This is a genomic window from Azospirillum sp. A23, assembly GCF_042938965.1.
Taxonomy (GTDB): domain Bacteria; phylum Pseudomonadota; class Alphaproteobacteria; order Azospirillales; family Azospirillaceae; genus Azospirillum; species Azospirillum melinis.
On sequence record NZ_CP170667.1, the window covers coordinates 2639165 to 2661562 of the forward strand.

21 protein-coding genes are annotated in these 22398 nt (G+C 68.3%); 9 read left to right on the forward strand and 12 right to left on the reverse strand.

Annotated elements, in window-relative coordinates; translation table 11 throughout:
• Positions 1-4 precede the first annotated feature (4 nt).
• Positions 5-2530 (forward strand): ABC transporter permease, encoded by a 2526-nt coding sequence (locus ABNQ40_RS29915; RefSeq protein ID WP_109052280.1) that lies wholly within the window; start codon positions 5-7, stop codon positions 2528-2530.
• A gap of 146 nt (positions 2531-2676) precedes the next feature.
• Positions 2677-3402 (forward strand): Bax inhibitor-1/YccA family protein, encoded by a 726-nt coding sequence (locus ABNQ40_RS29920; protein WP_098740870.1) that lies wholly within the window; start codon positions 2677-2679, stop codon positions 3400-3402.
• A gap of 96 nt (positions 3403-3498) precedes the next feature.
• On the opposite strand, the gene ABNQ40_RS29925 is transcribed toward ABNQ40_RS29920, so the two are convergent.
• From ABNQ40_RS29925 to ABNQ40_RS29955, 7 genes are all read right to left on the reverse strand, one after another.
• Positions 3499-4227 (reverse strand): S-adenosyl-l-methionine hydroxide adenosyltransferase family protein, encoded by a 729-nt coding sequence (locus ABNQ40_RS29925; RefSeq protein WP_109491213.1) that lies wholly within the window; start codon positions 4225-4227, stop codon positions 3499-3501.
• A gap of 72 nt (positions 4228-4299) precedes the next feature.
• Positions 4300-5004 (reverse strand): phosphate regulon transcriptional regulator PhoB, encoded by a 705-nt coding sequence (gene phoB, locus ABNQ40_RS29930; protein WP_109452346.1) that lies wholly within the window; start codon positions 5002-5004, stop codon positions 4300-4302.
• 117 nt (positions 5005-5121) lie between these two features.
• The gene (gene pstB, locus ABNQ40_RS29935) at positions 5122-5952 is read right to left on the reverse strand and encodes a phosphate ABC transporter ATP-binding protein PstB (protein WP_109052279.1); all 831 of its coding nucleotides are present in this window, start codon (positions 5950-5952) and stop codon (positions 5122-5124) included.
• A 5-nt stretch (positions 5953-5957) separates the two neighbouring features.
• Positions 5958-7283, reverse strand: coding sequence for a phosphate ABC transporter permease PstA (gene pstA, locus ABNQ40_RS29940; RefSeq protein WP_109052278.1), 1326 nt, complete (start codon positions 7281-7283; stop codon positions 5958-5960).
• On the reverse strand, positions 7276-8658 hold the full coding sequence (pstC, locus tag ABNQ40_RS29945) for a phosphate ABC transporter permease subunit PstC (protein ID WP_109052277.1): 1383 nt from the start codon (positions 8656-8658) through the stop codon (positions 7276-7278). Before pstC ends, pstA begins: the two co-directional genes overlap by 8 nt.
• Before the next feature lie 26 nt (positions 8659-8684).
• Complete coding sequence (locus tag ABNQ40_RS29950; protein WP_109052276.1) at positions 8685-9731, reverse strand: PstS family phosphate ABC transporter substrate-binding protein; 1047 nt, start codon at positions 9729-9731, stop codon at positions 8685-8687.
• A 128-nt stretch (positions 9732-9859) separates the two neighbouring features.
• Positions 9860-11482, reverse strand: coding sequence for an ATP-binding protein (locus ABNQ40_RS29955; RefSeq protein ID WP_109052275.1), 1623 nt, complete (start codon positions 11480-11482; stop codon positions 9860-9862).
• A 170-nt stretch (positions 11483-11652) separates the two neighbouring features.
• Between ABNQ40_RS29955 and ABNQ40_RS29960 the strand changes: the two genes are divergently transcribed.
• A complete protein-coding gene (locus tag ABNQ40_RS29960; RefSeq protein WP_247880118.1) occupies positions 11653-12249 on the forward strand; it encodes a helix-turn-helix domain-containing protein in 597 nt (198 codons plus the stop codon).
• An 11-nt stretch (positions 12250-12260) separates the two neighbouring features.
• Entirely contained in the window at positions 12261-12821 is a 561-nt protein-coding gene (locus ABNQ40_RS29965; protein ID WP_109052273.1) for a GNAT family N-acetyltransferase, read from the forward strand.
• 18 nt (positions 12822-12839) lie between these two features.
• Here the strand turns inward: ABNQ40_RS29965 and ABNQ40_RS29970 are convergent, their stop codons facing one another.
• The 3 genes from ABNQ40_RS29970 to ABNQ40_RS29980 form a co-directional block, all read right to left on the reverse strand.
• Positions 12840-13295, reverse strand: coding sequence for a PIN domain-containing protein (locus ABNQ40_RS29970; protein ID WP_109052272.1), 456 nt, complete (start codon positions 13293-13295; stop codon positions 12840-12842).
• Positions 13292-13540, reverse strand: coding sequence for a type II toxin-antitoxin system Phd/YefM family antitoxin (locus ABNQ40_RS29975; protein WP_158285635.1), 249 nt, complete (start codon positions 13538-13540; stop codon positions 13292-13294). The genes ABNQ40_RS29970 and ABNQ40_RS29975 overlap by 4 nt, the downstream gene beginning before the upstream one ends.
• A 109-nt stretch (positions 13541-13649) precedes the next feature.
• Positions 13650-15914, reverse strand: a complete 2265-nt coding sequence (locus ABNQ40_RS29980; RefSeq protein ID WP_109052270.1) for an NADP-dependent malic enzyme — start codon at positions 15912-15914, stop codon at positions 13650-13652.
• Between the two features lie 306 nt (positions 15915-16220).
• Here ABNQ40_RS29980 and ABNQ40_RS29985 point away from each other — a divergent pair, with 306 nt between their 5' ends.
• From ABNQ40_RS29985 to ABNQ40_RS30005, 5 genes are read left to right on the forward strand one after another with little or no spacing between them, the layout of a single operon-like run.
• Positions 16221-17537: an MFS transporter gene (locus ABNQ40_RS29985; RefSeq protein WP_199235440.1), complete on the forward strand. Its 1317-nt coding sequence runs from the start codon at positions 16221-16223 to the stop codon at positions 17535-17537.
• 39 nt (positions 17538-17576) lie between these two features.
• Positions 17577-18296, forward strand: coding sequence for a ribonuclease PH (rph, locus tag ABNQ40_RS29990; RefSeq protein ID WP_042696317.1), 720 nt, complete (start codon positions 17577-17579; stop codon positions 18294-18296).
• Positions 18297-18323: 27 nt separating this feature from the next.
• Positions 18324-18923 (forward strand): RdgB/HAM1 family non-canonical purine NTP pyrophosphatase, encoded by a 600-nt coding sequence (rdgB, locus tag ABNQ40_RS29995; RefSeq protein ID WP_391348264.1) that lies wholly within the window; start codon positions 18324-18326, stop codon positions 18921-18923.
• Entirely contained in the window at positions 18911-20080 is a 1170-nt protein-coding gene (gene hemW, locus ABNQ40_RS30000) for a radical SAM family heme chaperone HemW (protein WP_391348267.1), read from the forward strand. The genes rdgB and hemW overlap by 13 nt, the downstream gene beginning before the upstream one ends.
• Before the next feature lie 33 nt (positions 20081-20113).
• Positions 20114-20608 (forward strand): dihydrofolate reductase, encoded by a 495-nt coding sequence (locus ABNQ40_RS30005; RefSeq protein WP_391348271.1) that lies wholly within the window; start codon positions 20114-20116, stop codon positions 20606-20608.
• Positions 20609-20635: 27 nt separating this feature from the next.
• Here the strand turns inward: ABNQ40_RS30005 and ABNQ40_RS30010 are convergent, their stop codons facing one another.
• Together ABNQ40_RS30010 and ABNQ40_RS30015 are read right to left on the reverse strand one after the other, a co-directional pair.
• The gene (locus ABNQ40_RS30010; protein ID WP_098740884.1) at positions 20636-21547 is read right to left on the reverse strand and encodes a ParB/RepB/Spo0J family partition protein; all 912 of its coding nucleotides are present in this window, start codon (positions 21545-21547) and stop codon (positions 20636-20638) included.
• Positions 21544-22341 (reverse strand): ParA family protein, encoded by a 798-nt coding sequence (locus ABNQ40_RS30015; RefSeq protein ID WP_391348274.1) that lies wholly within the window; start codon positions 22339-22341, stop codon positions 21544-21546. Before ABNQ40_RS30015 ends, ABNQ40_RS30010 begins: the two co-directional genes overlap by 4 nt.
• Positions 22342-22398 lie beyond the last annotated feature (57 nt).

Consider the following 22398-nt stretch of genomic DNA (forward strand, 5'->3'; position numbering starts at 1 on the left):
GGGGATGACCGACCTCAGCCTCGCGCTCCGGCTTGCCCGGCGGGAGCTGCGCACCGGCCTGAAAGGGTTCTGGGTCTTCCTCGCCTGCCTCGCCCTGGGCGTCGCCGCCATCGCCGCGGTGCAGTCGGTGTCGAGCGGGCTGCTCGACGGGCTGGCGAGCGACGGGCGCTCCATCCTCGGCGGCGACGTCGCGTTGCGGCAACTCTACAATCCGCCGGCCGACGAGCAGATGGCCGCGCTGAAGGCCGGCGGCCGGGTGTCGACCTCCGCCGAGATGCGGGCGATGGCCCGCGCGGATGACAACGTCCGCTCATCGCTGGTCGAGCTGAAGGCGGTCGACGACCTCTATCCGCTCTACGGTGCCGTGGCGCTGGACGGCGGCGGCGACCTGCGCGACGCGCTGGCGCAGAAGGACGGCCGCTGGGGTGCCGTGGTCGAGGCCAGTCTGGTCGACCGGCTGGGGGTGAAGCCCGGCGACACCATCCATGTCGGCGAGGGCGCCTACCGCGTCGCCGCCGTGCTGGACCGCGAGCCGGACCGCGCCTCCTCCAACGCCTTCTCGCTCGGGCCGCGGCTGTTGGTGGCGCTGCCGTCGCTGACGAACACCGGGTTGCTGCAACCCGGTAGCCTCACCTGGTGGAGCGCCAAGGTGGCGCTGCCCCCGGAAACCGACCTCAAGGCGTGGCAGGAGGGCTTGCGTGCCCGCTTCCCCGATGCGCCGTGGCGGATGCGCGACTACACCAACGCCTCGCCGCAGATCGAACGCTTCATCGACCGCATGACGCTGTTCCTGACCCTGGTCGGGCTGACCGCGCTGCTGGTCGGCGGCGTCGGGGTCGGCAATGCGGTGCGCAGCCATCTCGATTCGCGCGCCCGCACCATCGCCATGATGAAGTGCATCGGCGCGCCCGGCGCCTTGGTCTTCCAGCTCTATCTGGCGCAGATCCTGACGCTGGCGCTGCTGGGCATCGTCATCGGGCTGGCGCTGGGGGCCGTGGCGCCGCTGGCGCTGGGCCGGCTGCTCGACGGCGTGCTGCCGGTGTCGGCCCACATCGGCGTCTATCCCGGCGCCCTGGCGCTCGCCGCCCTCTATGGCGTGCTGACGGCGCTGACCTTCTCGCTGTGGCCGCTGGGCCGGGCGCGCGAGGTGCCGGCCGGCGCCCTGTTCCGCGACGTGATCGCCCCGGCCGGTGGACGGCCACGCACGCCCTACACCGTCGCGATGATCGTGTCGGCCCTGGCGCTCGCCGGGCTGGCGGTTCTGACCGCCCACAACAAGATCTTCGCCCTGTGGTTCGTCGGCGGCTCCATCGCCACCTTCATCGCCTTCCGCGCCGCCGCCGCCCTGGTCACCTGGGGAGCGGCGCGGGTAGGGCGGGTCCGGCGTCCGGGCCTGCGTCTGGCGCTCGCCAACCTGCACCGGCCGGGCAACCCGACGGCGGCGGTGGTGCTGTCGCTGGGTCTCGGCCTGACGGTGCTGGTCGCCATCGCGCTGATCCAGGGCAACTTCGCCCGCCGGGTGTCGGAGACCATCCCGCAGGACGCCCCTGCCTTCTTCTTCGTCGACATCCAGCGCGACCAGTTCGATCCCTTGCGCGACCTCGTCACCGCCGTCCCCGGCACCAGCGCCTTCGAGGCGGTGCCGAGCCTGCGCGGCCGGATCGAGCGGGTGAACGGCGTGGACGCCGAAAAGGCGCTGGTCAAGCCGGAACAGGCCTGGATCCTGGCCGGCGACCGCGGCATCACCTATTCGGCGACGCTGCCGAAGCATTCCACCGTCACCGCCGGGTCCTGGTGGCCGACCGACTATGCCGGGCCGCCGCTGATCTCCATCCACCAGAGCGTCGCCGAGGCCTTCGGCATCGGTCCCGGCGCCACCATGACCGTCAACATCCTGGGCCGCAGCTTCGAGACGAAGGTCGCCAACGTGCGCTCCGCCGATTTCAGCAGCATGGCGATCAACTTCACCATGGTCTTCGCCCCCGGCACGCTGGAAGGGGCGCCGCAGACCTGGGTCGCCACCGTCCGCGCCACGCGGGACGCCGAAACGCAGGTGCAGCGCGCGGTGCTGCAACGCTTCCCCAACATCACCATGGTGCGGGTGAAGGACGCGCTCGACACCGTGGCGGAGATGCTGGGTCACATCGGCACCGCGGTGCGCATCGTCGCCGGCATCACGCTGGCGGCCGGCACGCTGGTGCTGGCGGGTGCGGTCGCCGCAGGCCATCGCCGCCGGGTCAATGACGCGGTGGTGCTGAAGGTGCTGGGCGCCACGCGCGGCGACATTCTGCGCGCCTTCCTGCTGGAATACGGGCTGCTGGGACTGCTGACCGCGGTCATCGCCGGCATCATCGGCACGCTGACCGCCTGGGCGGTGCTGAAGTTCCTGATGCATTGGGAATGGAGCTTCCTGCCGTCGGCTGTCTTCACCACCGCTTTGCTGAGCACGGCGATCACGCTGGCTTTCGGGTTCTATGGTACTTGGCGGGCTCTGGGCCAGCCTTCGGCGCCATTGCTTCGGAACGAGTGACTCCCGTATGATGAAGCCGCAGGAAAAACGAATCGTGAAAGCTTTTTCATCTGGAAAAAGCGCCGCCGATTCCTATTGAACCGCCTGGCGGACTCGCCAATATGTCCTGCGACGGGATCACCCAATTCCACCGAGGAAACCAAACCATGGCAGACCCGACCTATAACCGCTTCGCGACCGCAGGCCGCGCGACAGATCGGGGATACTTCGACGAAGGCCTGCGCCAGCACATGCTGCGCGTGTACAACTACATGGGTGCCGGCCTGATCCTGACGGGTCTGGTCGCCGCGCTCGTGTCGTCCAGCCCGGCCATGATGGCCACGATCTTCGGCACGCCGCTGAAGTGGGTGGTGATGCTGGCGCCGCTGGCCTTCGTCATGGTGCTGTCCTTCGGCATCCAGCGCCTGTCCTTCGCATCGGCACAGATGATCTTCTGGGCCTATTGCGGCGCGATGGGCCTGTCGATGTCGGCCATCTTCCTGGTCTTCACCGGGGCGTCGATCGCGCTGACCTTCTTCGTCACCGCGGCGACCTTCCTGGCGATGAGCCTCTACGGCTACACCACGAAGGCCGACCTGTCGAAGATGGGCTCGTTCCTGATGATGGGCGTCATCGGTCTGGTGATCGCCGGCCTGGCGAACATCTTCTTCCAGTCGCCGGCCCTGCACTTCGCGATCTCCGCCATCGGCGTGCTGATCTTCACCGGCCTGACCGCCTATGACACCCAGTCGATCAAGGAAAGCTACGCCGAGGGCTACGATCACGAGAGCACCGGCAAGCTGGCCCTGATGGGCGCCCTGACGCTGTACCTGGACTTCATCAACCTGTTCCAGTTCCTGCTGCAGTTCCTGGGCCAGCGCAACAACGACTGAACCCCGGACATCTAACCCGAGACGCCCGATCGGACAAGCACCTGATCGACGCAGCAGCCGCCCGGAAGCACCCGCTTCCGGGCGGTTTTCTTTTGGTCAGGTTTCCACCGTCACCGCATCGCCGACCTTGAGACCGAGCAGTTGGTCGGCCCGCCCGCGGTTGACGGCGATCTCCGCCAACCCGTTGGAGTTTTCGTACCACAGCGGCTGCCCCGGCCCGACGGCGCCGAAGGTGCGGGCACGGGTGACGCGGGCGCCGCCGGCGGTCAGCACCGCGTCGGCGGGCAGGGCGGATGCCCGCATGCCGGTCATGGCGTTGCCGTAGACATCGACATAGACGATGCGCGGCAGCTCGTCCGGCCAGTCCGGGCGGCCGAGGACGGCGGGATCGAGCGGGCTGCGCGCCACGGCCTGCCCGGTGGCAAGGCTGGCGGCCACGGGGGCGAACAGGTCGCGGCCGTGGAAGCTGGCGGACAGCCGGTCCGGGATCCAGTCGATTGTCCAAGCGTTTAGCGACGTTGCGCGGCGGGCGAGCAAAGCGAACAGCCCATTGTCCGGCCCGACGAACCAGCGTCCGTCGGCCTCCACCATCACCGGCCTCCGGTCGGTGCCGACGCCGGGATCGACGACGCAGAGAAAGACGCTGCCGGCGGGGAAGGCCGGGGCGTAGGCCGCCAACAGATAGGCAGACAGCTGCGGGTCGAAGGCGGGAGCGTCGGCGAACAGGTCGATGACCGGCACGCCGGGCGCCTGTTGCGCCAACACCGCCTTCATCTGGCCGGTGTAGGGACCGGAAAGCCCGAAATCGGTGAAGAGCAGGATCATCGGGGGCATGGGGGCAGTCTCACCAAGGCTGCGGTGGTTCTGCCCCCATCCTACCCCCATCCTATCCTGGGCTCACACCGACTTGGTATCCAGCGCGTAGCCGGCCGACCGCACGGTGCGGATCAGGTCCAGCTCGTCCTCTTCGTTCATCGCCTTGCGCAGGCGGCGGATGTGTACGTCGACCGTACGCGGCTCGACGTACACGTCGTGGCCCCACACCAGATCGAGCAGCTGTTCGCGCGAGAAGACACGGCCGGCATGCTGCATGAAATGGCGCAGCAGGCGGAATTCGGTCGGGCCGAGGTGTACGTCCCGGCCGTTGCGGCGGACGCGGTGGGCGGCCAGATCCATCGTCACGTCGGCGAAGGTCAGCACCTCGTCCGTCATGCCGGGCGATGCGCGGCGCAGCACGGCGCGCATGCGGGCGACCAGCTCGGTCGGGGAAAAGGGCTTGGTGATGTAGTCGTCGGCACCGGAATTCAGGCCGCGCACACGGTCGCCTTCCTCGCCGCGGGCGGTCAGCATGATGATCGGGATGTCGCGGGTCTTGGCGTTGCGGCGCAGCTGGCGGCAGACCTCCAGCCCGCTCATCAGCGGCAGCATCCAGTCCAGCAGCACGATGTGCGGCGTCTGTTCGCCGGCGGCCAGCAGGGCCTCCTCGCCGTCGCTGGCGGTGGCGACGCGGAAGCCTTCCTTTTCCAGGTTGTACTTCAGCAGCGTCAGGATGTCGGCCTCGTCCTCGACGATCAGGACGAGCGGCTTCAGGGCCGCGTTCATGGTGGCTCCGTTCACAGCGCGCGTCTCGACGTTAACCGGCATGGCACAGCCTTTTCAACAAAGGAGGGAAGAGGGGCGGGCATCGGGAAAGACAGGGGGCAAGTCCAGGGCGGGGGCTCAGCCATAGCGGCCGGTGATGTAGCCCTGGGTGCGCTCGTCGCGCGGGTTGGTGAAGATTTCCTCTGTGTCGTCGCACTCCACCATCTCGCCCAGATGGAAGAAGGCGGTGCGCTGCGACACGCGGGCGGCCTGCTGCATGTTGTGGGTGACGATGACGATGGTGTAGTTGGCCCGCAGCTCGTCGATCAGCTCCTCGATGTGGGCGGTCGCGATGGGGTCGAGCGCCGAGCAGGGCTCGTCCATCAGGATCACCTCGGGGCTGACGGCAATGGCGCGGGCGATGCACAGCCGCTGCTGCTGGCCGCCGGACAGGCTGGTGCCCGGTTCGCGCAGCCGGTCCTTCACCTCCGCCCACAGGCCGGCGCGCTTCAGCGAGGTCTGCACCACCTCGTCCAGCTCGTCGCGGCCGGAAGCCAGGCCATGGATGCGCGGGCCGTAGGCGACGTTGTCGTAGATCGACTTCGGGAAGGGGTTCGGCTTCTGGAACACCATGCCGACGCGGGCGCGCAGCTGCACCGCATCGACCGCCTTGCCGTAGACATCCTCGCCGTCGAGCGCGATCTGCCCTTCGACCCGGCAGCCCTCGATGGTGTCGTTCATCCGGTTCAGGCAGCGCAGGAAGGTCGACTTGCCGCAGCCGGACGGGCCGATCAGCGCCAGCACCCGGTTTTCCCGGATGTCGAGGTCGATGCCCTTCAACGCCTGCTTGGCGCCGTAGAACACCTTCACCCCGCGGGCGGTCATCTTGTTGGGCAGCGCTGCGCCGGAACGCTGGCCCGGACGGTCGTCGGCGCGGGGCCGCAGCTTCAGCGGGCTCGGAATGCTCATGACGCTCACCACCGTCTCTCGAAAATCTTGCGCAGGATCACGGCCGCGCCGTTCAGCAGGATCAGGACGCCGAGCAGGATCAGGATCGCCGCCGAGGTGCGCTCGGTGAAGGCCCGCTCCGGGCTGTCGGCCCACATGTAGATCTGCACCGGCAACACCGTGGCGCTGTCGGTCAGCCCATGCGGGATGTCGACGATGAAGGCGACCATGCCGATCATCAGCAGCGGCGCCGTCTCGCCCAGCGCGCGGGCCATGCCGATGATGGTGCCGGTCAGGATGCCGGGCATCGCCAGCGGCAGCACATGGTGCAGCACCGTCTGCAGGGGCGAGGCGCCGATGCCCAGCGCCGCCTGACGAATCGACGGCGGCACCGCCTTCAGCGCGACGCGGGACGCGATGATGATGACCGGCAGCGTCATCAGCGCCATCACCAGCCCGCCGACCAGCGGGGCGGAGCGCGGCATGCCGAAGAATCCCAGGAACACCGCGAGGCCGAGCAGGCCGAAGATGATCGACGGCACCGCGGCGAGGTTGTTGATGTTCACCTCGATCAGGTCGGTCCAGCGGTTCTTCGGCGCGAACTCCTCCAGATAGACCGCGGCGGCGATGCCGGTCGGCACCGACAGCGCCATGGTCACCAGCAGGGTCAGCAGCGAGCCGGCGATGGCGCCGCCGATGCCGGCCTGTTCCGGCTCGCGGCTGTCGCCGGCGGTGAACAGGGTGGTGTTGAAGCCCTGCGCCAGCGCACCCGACGCCAGCAGCGCGTCGGCGGCGGCGATCCTGGCGTCGCCGATCCCGCGCTCGCTTTCCGGCAGGTCGCGGCGGTAGGCGCCCTTCACCAGCTGGTCGATCTGGTCGTCGGCGCGGACCCAGACGGTCTGCGTCGTGCCGGCCAGCGCCGGATTCTTCGCCACCATCGCCTCCAGCTCGTAGGGGGCGCCCGACGACAGCAGGTCGTTCAGCACGCGTTTGCCGGCACGGTCGGTCACCTGCGGGAACTGGGCGTAGAGCGCCCGGCGCAGCGGGGCGGTGTAGTTGCGGTCGGCGACCTCCGCCGGGTCGAGCGTCACCTCCAGCCGGATGCGCGCTTCCCAAAAGGCACTGGCGCCCTTGGCGACGATGGAGCCCAGCAGCAGCACCAGGATCAGCGCCGCCAGCGCCACCGCGGCGGCGCCGGCCAGCCGGAAGCGGCGCTCCGCCGCATGGCGGGCACGCAGACGTCGGGCGAAGGCCTCGCTGCGCAGGCGCGACTTCGGCGCAGTGGAGTGGCCAGGGGAGGAGGCGGGGGAGGGCGTCACGGCCGCCGCGTCCCGCTCGACGAGGTCAGTCATATTTTTCCCGATAGGTCCGGACCACCCGCAGGGCGACCATGTTGAGGCAGAGCGTGACGAGGAACAGCACGAGACCGAGACCGAAGGCCGACAGCGTCTTCGGGCTGTCGAACTCCTGGTCGCCGACCAGCAGCGTGGCGATCTGGGTGGTGACGGTGGTGACCGCCTGCAACGGGTTGGCGGTCATGTTGGCGGTCAGGCCCGACGCCATGGTGACGATCATCGTCTCGCCGATGGCGCGGCTGACCGCCAGCATCACCGCGGCGACGATGCCCGGCAGCGCCGCCGGCAGGACCACCTGCCTGATGGTTTCCGACTTGGTGGCGCCGAGGCCGTAGGAGCCGTCGCGCAAGGATTGCGGCACCGCGTTGATGACGTCGTCCGACAGCGAGCTGACGAAGGGGATGATCATCACCCCCATGACGATGCCGGCGGCCAGAGCCGATTCCGAACTGACGTCCAGCCCCAGCGCCTCGCCGACCGAGCGGACGAAGGGCGCCATCGTCAGCGCGGCGAAGAAGCCGTAGACCACGGTCGGGATGCCGGCCAGGATCTCCAAAGCCGGCTTCAGCCAGGTGCGCACGCCGCGACCGGCATATTCCGACATGTAGATCGCCGCCATCAGCCCGACCGGCACCGCCACCAGCATGGCGATCACCGTGATCAGCAACGTGCCGGCGAACAGCGGGATCGCGCCGAAGGAGCCGCTGGAGCCGACCTGATCGGCCCGCATCGCCATCTGCGGGCTCCAATGGGTGCCGAACAGGAAGTCGAGCGGCGAGACGACGCTGAAGAAGCGCAGCGCCTCGAACAGCAGCGACAGCACGATGCCGACCGTGGTCAGGATGGCGACTAGCGAACAGACGACCAGCGCCACCCGCACCACCAGCTCCACCGCCGGACGGGCGCGCAGGTCGGGGCCGATGCGGTGACGGCCCCAGGCCAGCCCGGCGACGGCGAAGCTGGCGCCGACGGCGAGCAGGCTCCAGCCGGCGAGATCGCGCAACGCGGCGTAGCGGCGCGCCGCCTCGACCACCAGCGGATCGGCTTCACGCCCGGTCGAGATGCCGCGGGCGAGGTTGAGGATGTCGGCCTTCAGCAGGGCGACCGACTGGCCGTCGCCGGTGGTCAGCCGCTCCGGCAAGGCCGACAGCACCAGCTGCATGGCCAGCCAGCCTTCCGACGCCGTCCAGGCGACGAACAGCAGCAGCGCCGGCAGCCCGGCCCACAGCGCGACATAGACGCCATGATAAGAGGGGACCGAATGCAGCTCCGCCACCCGCCCGCCGACGGACGCCGCCGCCCGCGACCGGCCGATCATGAAGCCGATCACGGTGAGCAGGGCCAGGATCAGGGCGAGGAGAGTCAGCTGCATGCGGGTCGCTCAAGAGGAGGAGTTGGTCAGAACTGGAGCGGCGTCAGGTTGACCGCCTCGACGCGGGCGGCGTCGCGCAGCGACTTCGGTTCCGGGATCAGCCCCTTGTCGACCAGATAGCCGTCGTCGCCCATCGCCCGTTCCGACGTGTATTCGCCGATGAACTCGCGGATGCCCGGAATGACGCCGGCATGGGCGTTCTTGACATAGATGTAGAGCGGGCGGGCCAGCTCGTACTTGCCGGCGGCCACCGTCTCCGCCGTCAGCTCTACCCCGTCCATCTTCGCCGACTGCAAGGTGTCGCGGTTCTGGTCGAGGTAGCTGTAGCCGAACACGCCGAAGGCGTTGGGATTGGCGAGCAGCTTCTGGACGATCAGGTTGTCGTTCTCGCCGGCCTCGACATAGGCGCCATCCTCGCGGATGGTCATGCAGGCGCGCTCGCGCGCCTTTTCGTCGGGGACGGCCTTGGCGACCTCGGCCACCTTCCTGCAGCCTTCCAGCATCGCCAGCTCGTTGAAGGTGTCGCGCGTCCCGGAGGTGGGCGGCGGCCCCAGCACCTCGATCGCCGCCTTGGGCAGCGACGGGTCGATGTCGGACCACAGCTTGTAAGGATTGGCGACCAGGGCGCCGTTCACCGGCACCTCCTTCGCCAGCGCCTTCCACAGGATGACGGTGGACAGCGACACCGGCGCCGCCTTCCGGGAGGAGGCCAGCGCGATGCCGTCATAGCCGATCTTCAGCTCGGTCATCGTGGTGACGCCGTTGCCGGCACACTGGTCGATTTCCGACTTCTTGATCCGGCGCGAGGCGTTGGCGATGTCGGGATGGGCCGGGCCGACGCCGGCGCAGAACAGCTTCAGCCCGCCGCCGGTGCCGGTCGATTCGACCACCGGGGTCTTGAACTTGCCGGTCTTGCCGAAGGCCTCCGCCACCGCGGTGGTGAAGGGGAAGACGGTGGAGGAGCCGACCGCGCGGATCTGGTCGCGCGACTGCGCCCAGGCCGGGGCGGCAAGGCTCAGGGCCAGGGTCAGGCCCAGGGCGGTCGCGGCGACAACATGGGTCCGGGTGGTCACGGGTGCCCCTCCTTGAGGAAACGGAGACTGGTCCAGCGGAATGGCGCGGACCATAGACCCGGAGGGCGACCGATTGATTACGTTTTTATGACGCTTTCATGACAGCGTCACGGAGCACCCCGCCTCTCTCACACCCCGCCATATCCCCTCTCCCCCCCGGGGAGAGGGTTAGGGTGAGGGGGGAGCGCGGCGGGAGCCTTGGGAACGAGACGCAGCGTCTCCCCCTCACCCCGGCCCTCTCCCCGGGGGGGAGAGGGGGACTCGGCAGGCAGGTAAACGGTGAAGGCGCTGCCCACCCCGACCTCGCTTTCGATGGTCAGCCGGCCGCGGTGGCGGTTCAGGATGTGCTTGACGATGGCAAGCCCCAGCCCGGTGCCGCCCATAGCGCGGGAGCGCGCGGCATCGACGCGGTAGAAGCGCTCGGTCAGGCGGGGCAGGTGGGTGCGGGCGATGCCGTCGCCGCGGTCGCGCACCGACACCGACACCATGGCGGTGCCGCCGCGCCCCATACGCTTGTCCTTCGCGGCAGCGCCGGGCGCCGGCAGGCCGGTGAAGCCCACCGCCGCACCGTCGGCCAGCGCCACGCTGACGGTCACGTCGGTGTCCTCGCGCGTGTATTTGATCGCGTTGCTGACGAGGTTCTGGAAGACCTGGGTCAGCTGGTCCTCGTCGCCGACGACCGGCGGCAAATCCTCCGGCGCCTCCATGCGCAGGCGGATGCGGCGCTCCGCCGCCTTCAGCTGAAGCGCGGCGATGACGTTCTCCAGCTCCTCCACCACATCGACGCGCCCGTTGGGCTGCATGTGCTCGTCCAGCTCGATGCGCGACAGCGACAGCAGGTCGTTGACCAGACGGGTCATCCGGCTGGCCTGATCGTGCATGATCGCCAGGAAACGGTCCTGCGCCTCCGGATCGTCGCGGGCCGGGCCGCGCAAGGTCTCGATGAAGCCCAGCAGGGAGGACAGCGGCGTGCGCAGCTCGTGGCTGGCGTTGGCGATGAAGTCGGCGCGCATCTGCTCCGACCGGCGGGCGGCGGTGACGTCGTGCAGGGTCAGGATCGCCATGCGGGCGACGGTGGGCGGACGCGGCGCCGGCTCCTCCTCGATCTCGCCATCCAGCAGCGAGGGATCGGGTTCCGGCACCAGCCGCTGGAAGGGCTTCACCTGCGCTTCGAAGCTGCGCTCCACCGGGACCGGCAGGGTGAACTCGATGATGCGGGACGCACCGCCGCGCAGCACCGAATCCACCGCCTCCAGCACCGCCGGCGTGCGCAGGGACGAGGCGAGGTCGCGGTCGACGATCTTGTCGCCGAACAGCTCCCGCGCCGTCTGGTTGGCGCGCACCACCTGCCTGTCGGCATCCATCAGCAGCAGCGGGGCGGGCAGGGCGTCGATCACCGCCTCGTCGGCGTCCAGTTGCATCCGCACGCTTTCGGCGCGGCGCAGCCCGACCCGGTGCAGGCGGCCGATGGTGGCGACCAGCGCCTTGAGGGCCGGCGGCGTGCCGGCCGGGGCCAGCGGCTCGTCGGTTTCGGCCAGCCGGGCGGCATAGTCGGTCACCGCGTTGGCGTCGCGCCGGTAGGTCCGCAGGATCTGGACCGCCCCCGCCAATGCCGCGATGCCCGCCGCCAGCGCCAGCCCGCCATGCAAGGCCCCGCTGTAGACCGCCCAGGTCAGCACGCCGGCAAGGGGGGCCAGCATCAGCAGGATGGCGGTCAGAAGCGGGGTGGGCGGCGACGCCTTCTGGCGCATGGGGTGGCACCGGATTTGAGGGTGGAGACGGACCGGGAATGCGCGGGTCCAGCCCTTCTACACCATCGCCGCGACGCTCGCGCGGCGGTCATAAAAGATTCATGGCGGAGACTGTGCGGCTGGCCGTTGACTCCAATATCTTAGATCTTCATTCTATCTTCATGGAAAAGATGGAAAACGATATCGACAGCCGGCTTGCCACCCGGTTGCGTGCCCTGCGGGCGGACCGCGGCCTGACGCTGGACGGCTTGGCCGAGCGGTCGGGCGTCAGCCGCTCGATGATCTCGCTGGTGGAACGGGGGGAGAGCAGCCCGACGGCCTCCGTGCTGGAGCGGCTCGCCGCCGGGCTCGGCGTGACGCTGGCGACGCTGTTCGCCGAGGCCGAGCGCGCGGACGCCGACCCTGTGGTTCGCCGCACCGACCAGATCGCCTGGACCGACCCCGCCACCGGCTACCGCCGCCGCAACCTGTCGCCGCCGGGCTATCCGTCCCCCATCGAGCTGGTCGAGGTGGAATTGCCGCCGGGCGCCCGCGTCTCCTACGACAGCGGCGCCCGAGCCGCCATCGTCGAGCAGCAAATCCATCTGCTGGACGGCACCATCGAACTGAGTGTGGGAGAGGTCACGCACCGGCTAAGCACCGGCGATTGCCTCGCCATGCGGCTCGACCGGCCGACCAGCTTCCACAACCCGACCGACCGCACCGCCCGCTACATCGTGGCGCTGACCACCGAGGGTCGCGGCGGTTCAAACGCCGTTAAACGTTGAAGGAGCGAGTCATGGACGCTGCCTGCCTGGACCCGAGCCGGCGGAGTGGAGACGGTGCGGTGACGGTCCGCATGCTGACGGCGGACGAGGCCGGCGCCGCCGTGCCGGGCCTGACCGACGTGCTGCTGGATTGCGTGGAGGGCGGTGCGTCGGTCAGCTTCATGGCCCCCCTCGACCGCGCCACCGCCGAAGGCTTCTGGCGGAGCGTGGCGGCCGGGGTGGAGCGGGGAGAGCGCATCCTGCTGGTGGCGGAGGATGGCGACGGCGTGCTCGGCACCGTCCAACTGGTGGTCGCCCAGCCGCCGAACCAGCCGCACCGTGCCGACCTGTCCAAGATGCTGGTCCACCGCCGCGGCCGCCGCCGCGGCGTCGGCGCCGCCCTGATGCAGGCCGCCGAGGATGCGGGACGCGCCGCCGGCAAGACCCTGCTGGTGCTGGACACCGCCTCACCCGAGGCCGAGCGGCTCTACACGCGCGCCGGCTGGGTGAAGGTCGGCGTCATCCCGAACTTCGCCCTGTGGCCGCAGGGTGGGCTCTGCGACACGGCGTTCTTCTACAAGGCGTTGGGGTGAGTGACAGTTCGAACGGTACTAGAAGGTAAGGAGTTTTTCGAGAACCGATGCATTGGCCGGGACAAATGGGTTCACAAACCGAACCCCTTCAAGCTCCCGGCCATCTTGCAAATCTTCACTGAACAGGACACGGCCGCCGGCGCGCCTTACCACAGACCAGATCATGCCGTCCCAGAATTGGACGCCATGGTCACGGTGTATGCGCATAGCGTCGACGACATCTGCAAATACCGCCTCACGTATTGGAAAAACTCCGCTCCATACGTCGACGTAACGTGAGGCTTGCTCGGGGGAAGCGCGGTACTTCCTGACCGCGACGGAATAGAACTCAGTCAAGGTCTGAAGCGGCAACACTCCACACCCACCAGCACCCAGCCGATCAAGAAGATCGACCGCCCTGCGATGCTTTTCGGGGTCGCCAGCACTATCGACAGCATAGAGAAGAATGTTGGTATCGATCCCAGCCAACTTCATCGCGAATGCACATCGTCGCGGTCGACACCGCCGCAGAAGCCAAGAGGAAGCCCTTCCGCAAGCATCACCATCATCCGCCGATGCGCGCTGCTGCGATCCAAATTCATGGATGCATCGGCAGGCGATAGCACGGCAACCGGTTTGCCATCCTTGGTGATGGTGATACGCGCGCCGCCTTCGACGTCGCGCAGCATTTTCGAGAAGTCGCGGTTCGCTTCCGCCGCACTGACGAGACCGTCCGGCATGGGCATCCCCTCCAACACTTGGTGTCTGGACTAAACTATAGGATGCCCAGCCCGGAAAGGTCACGCCTCTTCCTCCACCGCGGCGGAAGAAGAGGCGTCTTACCTCACCTCACCACGGCAGCGAGTCATGCGCCGCCAACGCTGCGGCGGTGACGATGTCGTTGACCGAGGCGCCCATGGTGACGATCTGCGCCGGCTTGTCCAAGCCGATCAGCAGCGGGCCGATCATCTGGCCGCCGGCCATCTTGTTCAGCAGCTTGGCCGAGATGTTGGCCGAATGCAGGCCGGGCATGATCAGCACGTTGGCCGGACCGGACAGCCGGCAGAACGGGTAGACCCGCTTCATCAGCTGGTAATCCAGCGCCACGTCGGCCGACATCTCGCCGTCATACTCGAAATCGACCCGGCGGCTGTCGAGGATCGACAGGGCTTCCCGCAGCGGATCGGTGTTCGGGTGCGGCGTCTGGCCGAAGTTGGAGAAGGACAGCATCGCGATCCGCGGCTCGTGCCCCATCTGCCGGGCCTTGGCCGCAGCCCCGATGGCGATGTCGGCCAGCGTCTTGCCGTCGGGACGGACATGGACGGTGGTGTCGGCGATGAAGACGGTGCGGTTGCGGGTGATCGACAGGTGCAGGCCGAACACCGGCTCGCTCGCCTTGGGATCGATGACGCGGCGGATTTCCTCGTAGGCGACGCCGAAGCTGCGGGTCAGGCCGGTCACCATGGCGTGGGCGTCGCCCTGCGCCACCATGCAGGCGGCGAAGACGTTGCGGTCCTGGTTGACCATCCGCTGGCAGTCGCGCAGCAGCGCGCCCTTGCGCTGCAGGCGGCGGTAGAGGTGGTCGGCATAGCGGCGGTTGGCGTCCGACAGGCGGGCGTTGTGGATCTCGAACTGGACGTTGGGTTGCCCCATCGCCGTCAGCTGTTCCCGGATGACCTCTTCCCGGCCGATCAGCACCGGCGTGCCGTAACCATGGGCCCGGAAGGCCATGGCGGCGCGGATCGTCCGCTCCTCCTCGCCCTCGGCGAAGACGACGCGGCGCGGGTTGGTCCGCACCTTTTCCAGGATCAGTTCCAGGCTGTCGGCGGTCGGATCCAGGCGGGTGCGCAGGGAATGCTTGTAGCTGGTCAGGTCGAGGATCGGCTTGCGCGCCACCCCGCTTTCCATGGCGGCCTGGGCGACGGCGGCCGGGACGGTGACGATCAGGCGCGGGTCGAACGGCACCGGGATGATGTAGTCCGGGCCGTAGCGCAGCCGGCGCCCCGAATAGGCGGCATCGACCTCGTCCGGCACATCCTCGCGCGCCAGCGCCGCCAGCGCCTTGGCGGCGGCGACCTTCATCGCCTCGTTGATGGTGGTGGCGCGGACGTCCAGCGCGCCGCGGAACAGGTAGGGGAATCCCAGAACGTTGTTGACCTGGTTCGGGTAGTCGGAACGGCCGGTCGCCACGATGGCGTCGCCGCGCACCGCCTTGACCTCTTCCGGGGTGATCTCCGGATCGGGGTTGGCGAGCGCGAAGATGATCGGCCTGGCCGCCATCGACTTGACCATCTCCGGCGTCATCGCCCCCTTGGCCGACAGGCCGACGAACACGTCGGAGCCGGCCACCGCCTCTTCCAGCGTGCGCTTGTCGGTATCGACGGCGAAGGACGACTTCCACTGGTTCATGCCGTTGGTGCGGCCACGGTAGACCACGCCCTTGGTGTCGCACAGGATGATGTTTTCACGTGAAACACCCATCGTGCAGAACAGCTCGGCGCAGGCGATACCCGCCGCACCGGCGCCGTTCACCACCATCTTCACGTCCTCGACCTTCCGGCCGGTGATGTCGCAGGCGTTGATCAGGCCGGCGGCGGCGATGATCGCGGTGCCGTGCTGGTCGTCGTGGAAGACCGGGATGTCCAGCAGTTCGCGCAGCCGCTCCTCGATGATGAAGCAGTCGGGCGCCTTGATGTCTTCCAGGTTGATGCCGCCGAAGCTGGGGCCGAGGAAGCGCACGCAGTTGACGAATTCGTCCACGTCGCGGGTGTCGACCTCGAGGTCGATGCCGTCGACGTCGGCGAAGCGCTTGAACAGCACCGCCTTGCCTTCCATCACCGGCTTGCTGGCCAAGGCACCCAGGTCGCCCAGGCCCAGCACCGCGGTGCCGTTGGAGATGATGGCGACGATGTTGCCCTTGGCCGTGTAGTCGTAGGCGAGCGACGGGTCTTCGGCGATGCGCAGGCAGGGCACGGCGACGCCGGGCGAATAGGCCAGCGCCAGATCGCGCTGGGTGGTCAGCGGCTTGGTCGGGGTGATTTCCAGCTTGCCGGGCCGGCCGCTGGAATGCAGCAGCAGGGCCTCTTCATCGGTGACGCGCTTGGTGTCGGACATGGATGTCGTGTTCCTCAACGGAGTGTACAGCCCGTCGGTCGTCGTTGATGCTTTTTGTGCGGTGCGCTGCCGACGGTGGGGTCGCGATGGTACACGCCGCACGCGCAACTCGCCAAGCCTCCAAAGCCCGCTTTTTGTACGAATCATGCATTTCTTTGACGATTGAAGACACATTCAGTTGGGATTGCGTCCTATCTGCTGCGCTCGCCTTGCATGACCATGGCGTTTGGGAGGGCCGGGCGGCGGCTGTTACCATGCGGTGCACCCCCGCAACCCGCGCTTTCCGCCTCTGCCGGAGCCTCCATCTTGTCCCAGGCCACACGCCCTGCGGCGCCCACCGCTTTGACGCCTGACGAACGCCGCATCACGCTGGTCATCGCGGCGGTGCAGTTCATCAACATCCTGGATTTCATGATGGTGATGCCGCTCGGTCCCGACTTCGCGCGGGCACTCGGCATTCCCGCGGCGCATATCGGTTACATCGGTGGCAGCTACACCGCCGCCGCCGCGGTGGCCGGGCTGATCGGGTCGATGCTGCTCGACCGCTTCGACCGGCGCCGGGCGCTTGCCGTGGCGATGGCCGGGCTGATCGTTTCCACCGCGCTCGGCGGTCTGGCCTGGGACTTCCCGTCGCTGCTGGCGGCGCGGGTGCTGGCCGGACTGTTCGGCGGCCCGGCCGTTGCGGTCGCCATCGCCACGCTGACCGACCGGGTGGCGCCGCAGCGCCGCGGGCAGGCGATGGGGGCCGTGATGTCGGCCTTCTCGCTGTCGGCCATCGCCGGGGTGCCGGTGGGGCTGGAACTGGCGCTCTATGGCGGCTGGCGCCTGCCTTTCTTCGCGGTGGCCGCCGCCGGGCTGGTCGTCGCCGTCGCCGCCATCGCCATCCTGCCGCCGCAGCGCGGCCATCTGGCTGCCGGGGCAGGGGCAGGGGTGAAGACCGGCGCCTGGGTGCGGATGACGGCGCTGCTGTCCCGCCGCAAGGTCTGGCTGGCTTACGCCACGGTGGCGCTGGTGCAGGTCCAGCAATTCATGATCGTCCCCAACATCGCCGCCTATGTGCAGGGCAATCTGGGCTTCCCGCGCGACCATCTCAGCCTGGTCTACATGACCGGCGGCACGCTGAGCTTCTTCGCCGCCCGCTGGGCCGGCCGGCTGGTCGACCGCCACGGCTCCAGCGCCATCACCTTCGCGGCCACCGTGGGGTTGAGCGTCGTGATCTTCACCGCCTTCATCGGCTACCGTCCCTGGATGCCGGTGCTGGGGCTGTTTCCCTTCTTCATGACCTTCGTCGGCGTCCGCATGGTCGCCAACGGCGCCGCCTTCTCCCGTGTGCCGGACCCGCAGGAGCGCGCCGGCTTCATGGCTCTGGTGTCGGCGGTCCAGCATCTCAGTTCCGCCTTCGGGGCCTTCCTGTCGGCGGAAATCCTGACCAACGCGCCCGACGGCCGGCTGGAGCATGTCTCGACCATGGCCGTGGTCTCCATCGCCATCGGGCTTGCCATTCCCTTGCTGACCCTGTGGCTGGAGCGGGCGACGCGCCCGGTGGTGACGCCGGTTCCCGCCCAGATGGTCACGGACGCCGTACTGGACACCGTACTGGACGGGGGCGGGCGGAGCCGTTAGCTTGCCGCCGATCTGCAAACGACCTTCGGAATGATGCCCATGCGCCCCTCCGGCCGCGCCTTCGACCAACTGCGCACCGTCTCCCTCGAACCCGGCTTCAGCCGGTATGCCGAGGGGTCCTGCATGGTGCGTTTCGGCAACACGCATGTGCTGTGCACCGCCAGCGTCGACGAAACGGTGCCGCGTTTCCTGAAGAACACCGGGCTGGGCTGGGTCACCGCCGAATACGGCATGCTGCCGCGCTCCACCCACAGCCGCACCGACCGTGAGGCGGCGAAGGGCAAGCAGTCCGGCCGCACCCAGGAAATCCAGCGGCTGATCGGCCGCGCGCTGCGCGCCGTCACCGACCGCTCGGCGATGGGCGAGAAACAGATCAAGATCGACTGCGACGTGATCCAGGCCGACGGCGGCACCCGCACCGCCGCCATCACCGGCAGCTATGTCGCCCTGCATCTGGCCTTCCAGCACCTGATGCAGATCGGCGCCCTGAAGACCATGCCGCTGACCGATCAGGTCGCCGCTGTCTCCTGCGGCCTCTATCAGGGCAACGCCGTGCTCGACCTCGATTACGACGAGGATTCCAAGGCGCAGGCCGATGCCAACTTCGTCCTGACCGGCAAGGCCGGCATCGTTGAAATCCAGGGCACCGCCGAGGAAACCCCCTTCTCCGAGCCGCAGTTCATGGAGCTGCTGGCGCTCGCCCGCAAGGGCGTGACCGAGCTGGTGGCGTTGCAGAAGCAGGTCCTCGGCATCAAGTAAGGCCGTTTCAGTCAGAGGTTCATCATCATGTCCGCTCCCCGCCGCTTCACCGGCGACACCCTCGTCATCGCCAGCCACAACAAGGGCAAGGTGCGCGAGATCGCCGAACTGCTCGGCCCCTATGTCGCCACTTTCACCTCGGCCGGGGAGCTGGGCCTGCCCGAACCTGAGGAAACCGGCACCACCTTCATCGCCAATGCCGAACTCAAGGCCAAGGCCGCGGCCGCCGCCGGCCATGTGGCGCTCGCCGACGACAGCGGGCTGGTGGTGCCGGCGCTGAACGGCGATCCCGGCATCTACTCCGCCCGCTGGGCCGGCCCGACCAAGGACTTCGCCATGGCGATGCAAAAGGTCGAGGATGGTTTGGTCGGCAAGTCGGACCGCAGCGCCTATTTCGTCTGCGCCCTGTCGCTCGCCTGGCCGGACGGCCATGTCGAGACGGTGGAAGGCCGCTGCACCGGCACGCTGGTGTGGCCGCCGCAGGGGCCGCACGGCTTCGGCTATGACCCGATGTTCCTGCCCGACCGGCATGGGCTGACCTTCGGCGAGATGGACCCGGCCAGGAAGCACGAGATGAGCCACCGCGCCGACGCCTTCCGCCAGCTGGTGGAGCGGTGCTTCCGGTGAGCGTTTCCGATTCCGATTTTGCCGTCTACGTCCATTGGCCCTTCTGCAAGTCGAAGTGCCCGTACTGCGATTTCAACAGCCATGTCCGCGAGCGGGTCGACCATGATCGCTGGCGGGCCGGGCTGCTGCGCGAACTGGACCATTACGCCGACCTGACCGCCGGGCGCACCGTCAGCTCGATCTTCTTCGGCGGCGGCACCCCGTCACTGATGGAGCCCTCCACCGTCGGCGCCATCGTCGACCGTGTCGCCCGGCGCTGGACGGTCGCCGATGGGCTGGAGGTGACGCTGGAGGCCAACCCGACCTCCGTCGAAGCCGACAAGTTCCGCGCCTTCCGCAGCGCCGGGATCAACCGCGTCTCGCTGGGCATCCAGGCGCTGGACGACGCCAGCCTGAAGTTCCTCGGCCGCGAGCACAATGCGGCGGAGGCGACCGGCGCCATCGAGTTGGCTGCACGGACCTTCGACCGCTTCTCCTTCGACCTGATCTATGCCCGTCCAGGCCAGACGGTGGCGGCATGGCAGGCGGAGCTGGCGCGGGCGCTGGACTACGCGGTCGGCCACCTGTCGGTCTATCAGCTGACCATCGAGCAGGGCACGGCCTTCTATCCGCTCCATGCCCGCGGCGATCTGGTGCTGCCCGACGAGGATCTGGCCGGCGATCTCTATGAGGCGACGCAGAGCCAGCTGACGGCGGCCGGGCTGCCGGCCTACGAGATTTCCAACCACGCCCGACCCGGCGAGGAAAGCCGCCACAACCTGACCTACTGGCGCTATGGCGACTATGTCGGCATCGGTCCCGGCGCCCATGGCCGGCTGACGCTGGACGGCGAGAAGTTCGCCACCCGTGCCCATCGCGCCCCGGAGATTTGGCTGGAGCGGGTGGAGCGCGACGGCCATGGCGCCGCCGCACCCGATCCCATAGACCGCGACGCCCGCGGGACCGAGCTGCTGATGATGGGGCTGCGGCTGTCCGAAGGCGTGCGGCTTGCCCGCCTGACGGAGGAAACCGGCCGGAGTTTGGACGATTTTGTCGATCCGGCAGCCCTGTCCCGCCTGATCGACGGCGGTTTCCTGACCCGCGATGCCGACCGTCTGGTTGCCACACCGGAGGGGCTACAGCGTCTGAACGCGGTGCTCGGCGCAATTCTGGCGTAAAATCGGTCAGCTCCAGCAGGGAAAGGGCATGGGATGCTCATCACTCTGATCGTCGCCGCCGCAACGAACAATGTGATCGGCCGCGATGGCCGGCTTCCCTGGACCCTTCCCAGCGACCTGCGCCGGTTCAAGGATCTGACGATGGGCAAGCCGATCCTGATGGGTCGGAAGACCTGGGAGTCCCTGCCGCGCCGTCCGCTTCCCGGCCGGGACAATCTGGTGATCAGCCGCCAGGCTTCCATCGGCGAAAAGGACGGCGCCCGCTGGTTCAGCGGGCTGGGTGCGGCGGTGTCGTGGGCGCAGGAGTCCGGCGCCGCCGAACTCTGCGTCATCGGCGGCGCCGCCCTGTTCCGCGAGACGATGCCGATTGCCGACAGCCTGCACCTGACCCGCATCGAAAGCGCGGTCGACGGCGACACGCTGATGCCGCCGATCGGAACGGACTGGGCGGAGGTGTGGTCGAGCGCGCCCATGGAAGAGAATGGGCTGATCTATCGCTACATCGACTTCGCAAAGGTGAGGGGGTAGGGGGCCAACGCCCCCGACAAAGCCCCGTTACTCTTCCCCGCCCAGCCGGTGCAGCACGTCGTCCAGCTGGTCGAGCGTCTGGTAATGGATGGTGATCGTCCCGCGCTGACCCTGCGGATTGATGGCGACCTTCAAGCCGATGCGGGCGGAGATCTCCTCCTCCAGATTGATCAGGTCGACATCCTTCATCGCAGGCGCGGATCCGGCTCCGCCGGCCGCAGCCTTGCCCTTCTTCGCCTTGGGCTGATCGCCGCGCATCAGGTCTTCGGTCTGGCGCACGTTCAGGCCGCGGGTCACCACCTCGCGGGCGACGGCGGCCGGATCCGGGGCGGTCAGCAGGGCACGGGCGTGGCCGGCGGTCAGTGCGCCGTCCTGCACCATCGACTTGACCGGCTCCGGCAGGGCCAGCAGGCGCATCATGTTGGCGACATGGCTGCGGCTCTTGCCGACGGCGCGGGCCAGATCCTCCTGGGTGTGCTCGAACTCCTCCATCAGGCGGCGATAGCCTTCCGCCTCTTCCAGAGGGGTCAGATCCTGGCGCTGGATGTTCTCGATCAGCGCGATTTCCAGCGCCTCGCGGTCGCTGAGATCGCGGATGATGACCGGAACCTCGTGCAGGCCGGCGATCTGCGCCGCGCGCCAGCGGCGTTCGCCGGCGATCAGCTCATAGGAATTGGCGTCCTCCGCATCGCGGCGGACCAGCAGCGGCTGGAGGATGCCCTTGTCGCGGATGGACTCGACGAGGCCCTGGATCGCCTCGTCGTCGAACTTCCGCCGCGGCTGGTATTTGCCGGGATGGACGAACTCGATCGGCACCTGCTTGGACTGCCGCACCTTGTCGAGCGCCGAGTAATCCTCGGTCGCTTCGCCGAACAGGGCGGACAGGCCGCGGCCCAGGCTGGCGCGGCGGGCGCCGCCTTGTTTGGTGTCGTCGATCATGCGGTCAGTCTCTTCTCACGGCGAAGCACCTCGCCCGCCAGATGGATGTAGGCCTGCGATCCGGGGCAGCGCATGTCGTAGATCAGCACCGGCTTGCCGTGGGACGGCGCCTCCGACACCTTGACGTTGCGCGGGATCACGGTGTCGTACACCTTCTCCCCGAAGAAGCCGCGGACGTCCGCCGCCACCATGTCCGACAGGTTGTTGCGCTTGTCGAACATGGTCAGCACGACGCCGTGGATGTCGAGGTTGGGGTTGAAGGCGCGCTTCACCCGCTCGATGGTGCGGACCAGATGGCTGAGACCTTCCAGCGCATAGAACTCGCACTGGAGGGGAACCATCACCGCATGCGACGCGACCAGCGCGTTCAGGGTCAGCAGGCCCAGCGCCGGCGGGCAGTCGATCAGGACGTAATCATATTCCAGCGCGCTGTTGGCGACCGCCTCGCGCAGGCGGAACTCGCGGCGCTCGGCACCGACCAGTTCGATCTCCGCACCCGACAGGTCGACCGACGAGGTGATGATCGACAGGTTCGGCACGGAGGAGGGAGTAGCGGCCTCCTCCAGCGACACGTCGTCGAACAGCACGTCGTAGATGCCGACGCAGCGGTCGGAGCGGGGGATGCCGAGACCGGTGGACGCATTGCCCTGCGGGTCGAGGTCGATCACCAGCACCCGCTTGCCGATGACGGCAAGCGCGGTGGCGAGGTTGATCGTCGTCGTGGTCTTGCCCACGCCGCCCTTCTGGTTGGCAATCGCAACCACGCGGGCAAGGGGACGGGTGACGGCAGACATGGCAGCCTCTCGGGAGTCCGGTTGGCGGGAAGAGGGCGGGGGAACGGTGTCAGGCAC

Excerpts from the sequence above, each read along its gene's own strand:
- ABNQ40_RS30005 (WP_391348271.1), top strand. The coding sequence starts at position 20,114 with ATGCTCATCACTCTGATCGTCGCCGCCGCAACGAACAATGTGATCGGC.
- pstC (WP_109052277.1), bottom strand. The coding sequence starts at position 8,658 with ATGCAGCTGACTCTCCTCGCCCTGATCCTGGCCCTGCTCACCGTGATC.
- ABNQ40_RS29980 (WP_109052270.1), bottom strand. The coding sequence starts at position 15,914 with ATGTCCGACACCAAGCGCGTCACCGATGAAGAGGCCCTGCTGCTGCAT.
- ABNQ40_RS29970 (WP_109052272.1), bottom strand. The coding sequence starts at position 13,295 with ATGAAGTTGGCTGGGATCGATACCAACATTCTTCTCTATGCTGTCGAT.
- ABNQ40_RS29920 (WP_098740870.1), top strand. The coding sequence starts at position 2,677 with ATGGCAGACCCGACCTATAACCGCTTCGCGACCGCAGGCCGCGCGACA.
- pstA (WP_109052278.1), bottom strand. The coding sequence starts at position 7,283 with ATGACTGACCTCGTCGAGCGGGACGCGGCGGCCGTGACGCCCTCCCCC.
- ABNQ40_RS29955 (WP_109052275.1), bottom strand. The coding sequence starts at position 11,482 with ATGCGCCAGAAGGCGTCGCCGCCCACCCCGCTTCTGACCGCCATCCTG.
- phoB (WP_109452346.1), bottom strand. The coding sequence starts at position 5,004 with ATGAACGCGGCCCTGAAGCCGCTCGTCCTGATCGTCGAGGACGAGGCC.
- ABNQ40_RS29960 (WP_247880118.1), top strand. The coding sequence starts at position 11,653 with ATGGAAAACGATATCGACAGCCGGCTTGCCACCCGGTTGCGTGCCCTG.
- ABNQ40_RS29925 (WP_109491213.1), bottom strand. The coding sequence starts at position 4,227 with ATGATCCTGCTCTTCACCGATTTCGGGCTTTCCGGTCCCTACACCGGC.
- ABNQ40_RS30010 (WP_098740884.1), bottom strand. The coding sequence starts at position 21,547 with ATGATCGACGACACCAAACAAGGCGGCGCCCGCCGCGCCAGCCTGGGC.
- ABNQ40_RS29975 (WP_158285635.1), bottom strand. The coding sequence starts at position 13,540 with ATGCCGGACGGTCTCGTCAGTGCGGCGGAAGCGAACCGCGACTTCTCG.
- ABNQ40_RS30015 (WP_391348274.1), bottom strand. The coding sequence starts at position 22,341 with ATGTCTGCCGTCACCCGTCCCCTTGCCCGCGTGGTTGCGATTGCCAAC.
- pstB (WP_109052279.1), bottom strand. The coding sequence starts at position 5,952 with ATGAGCATTCCGAGCCCGCTGAAGCTGCGGCCCCGCGCCGACGACCGT.
- ABNQ40_RS29965 (WP_109052273.1), top strand. The coding sequence starts at position 12,261 with ATGGACGCTGCCTGCCTGGACCCGAGCCGGCGGAGTGGAGACGGTGCG.
- rdgB (WP_391348264.1), top strand. The coding sequence starts at position 18,324 with ATGTCCGCTCCCCGCCGCTTCACCGGCGACACCCTCGTCATCGCCAGC.
- ABNQ40_RS29915 (WP_109052280.1), top strand. The coding sequence starts at position 5 with ATGACCGACCTCAGCCTCGCGCTCCGGCTTGCCCGGCGGGAGCTGCGC.
- rph (WP_042696317.1), top strand. The coding sequence starts at position 17,577 with ATGCGCCCCTCCGGCCGCGCCTTCGACCAACTGCGCACCGTCTCCCTC.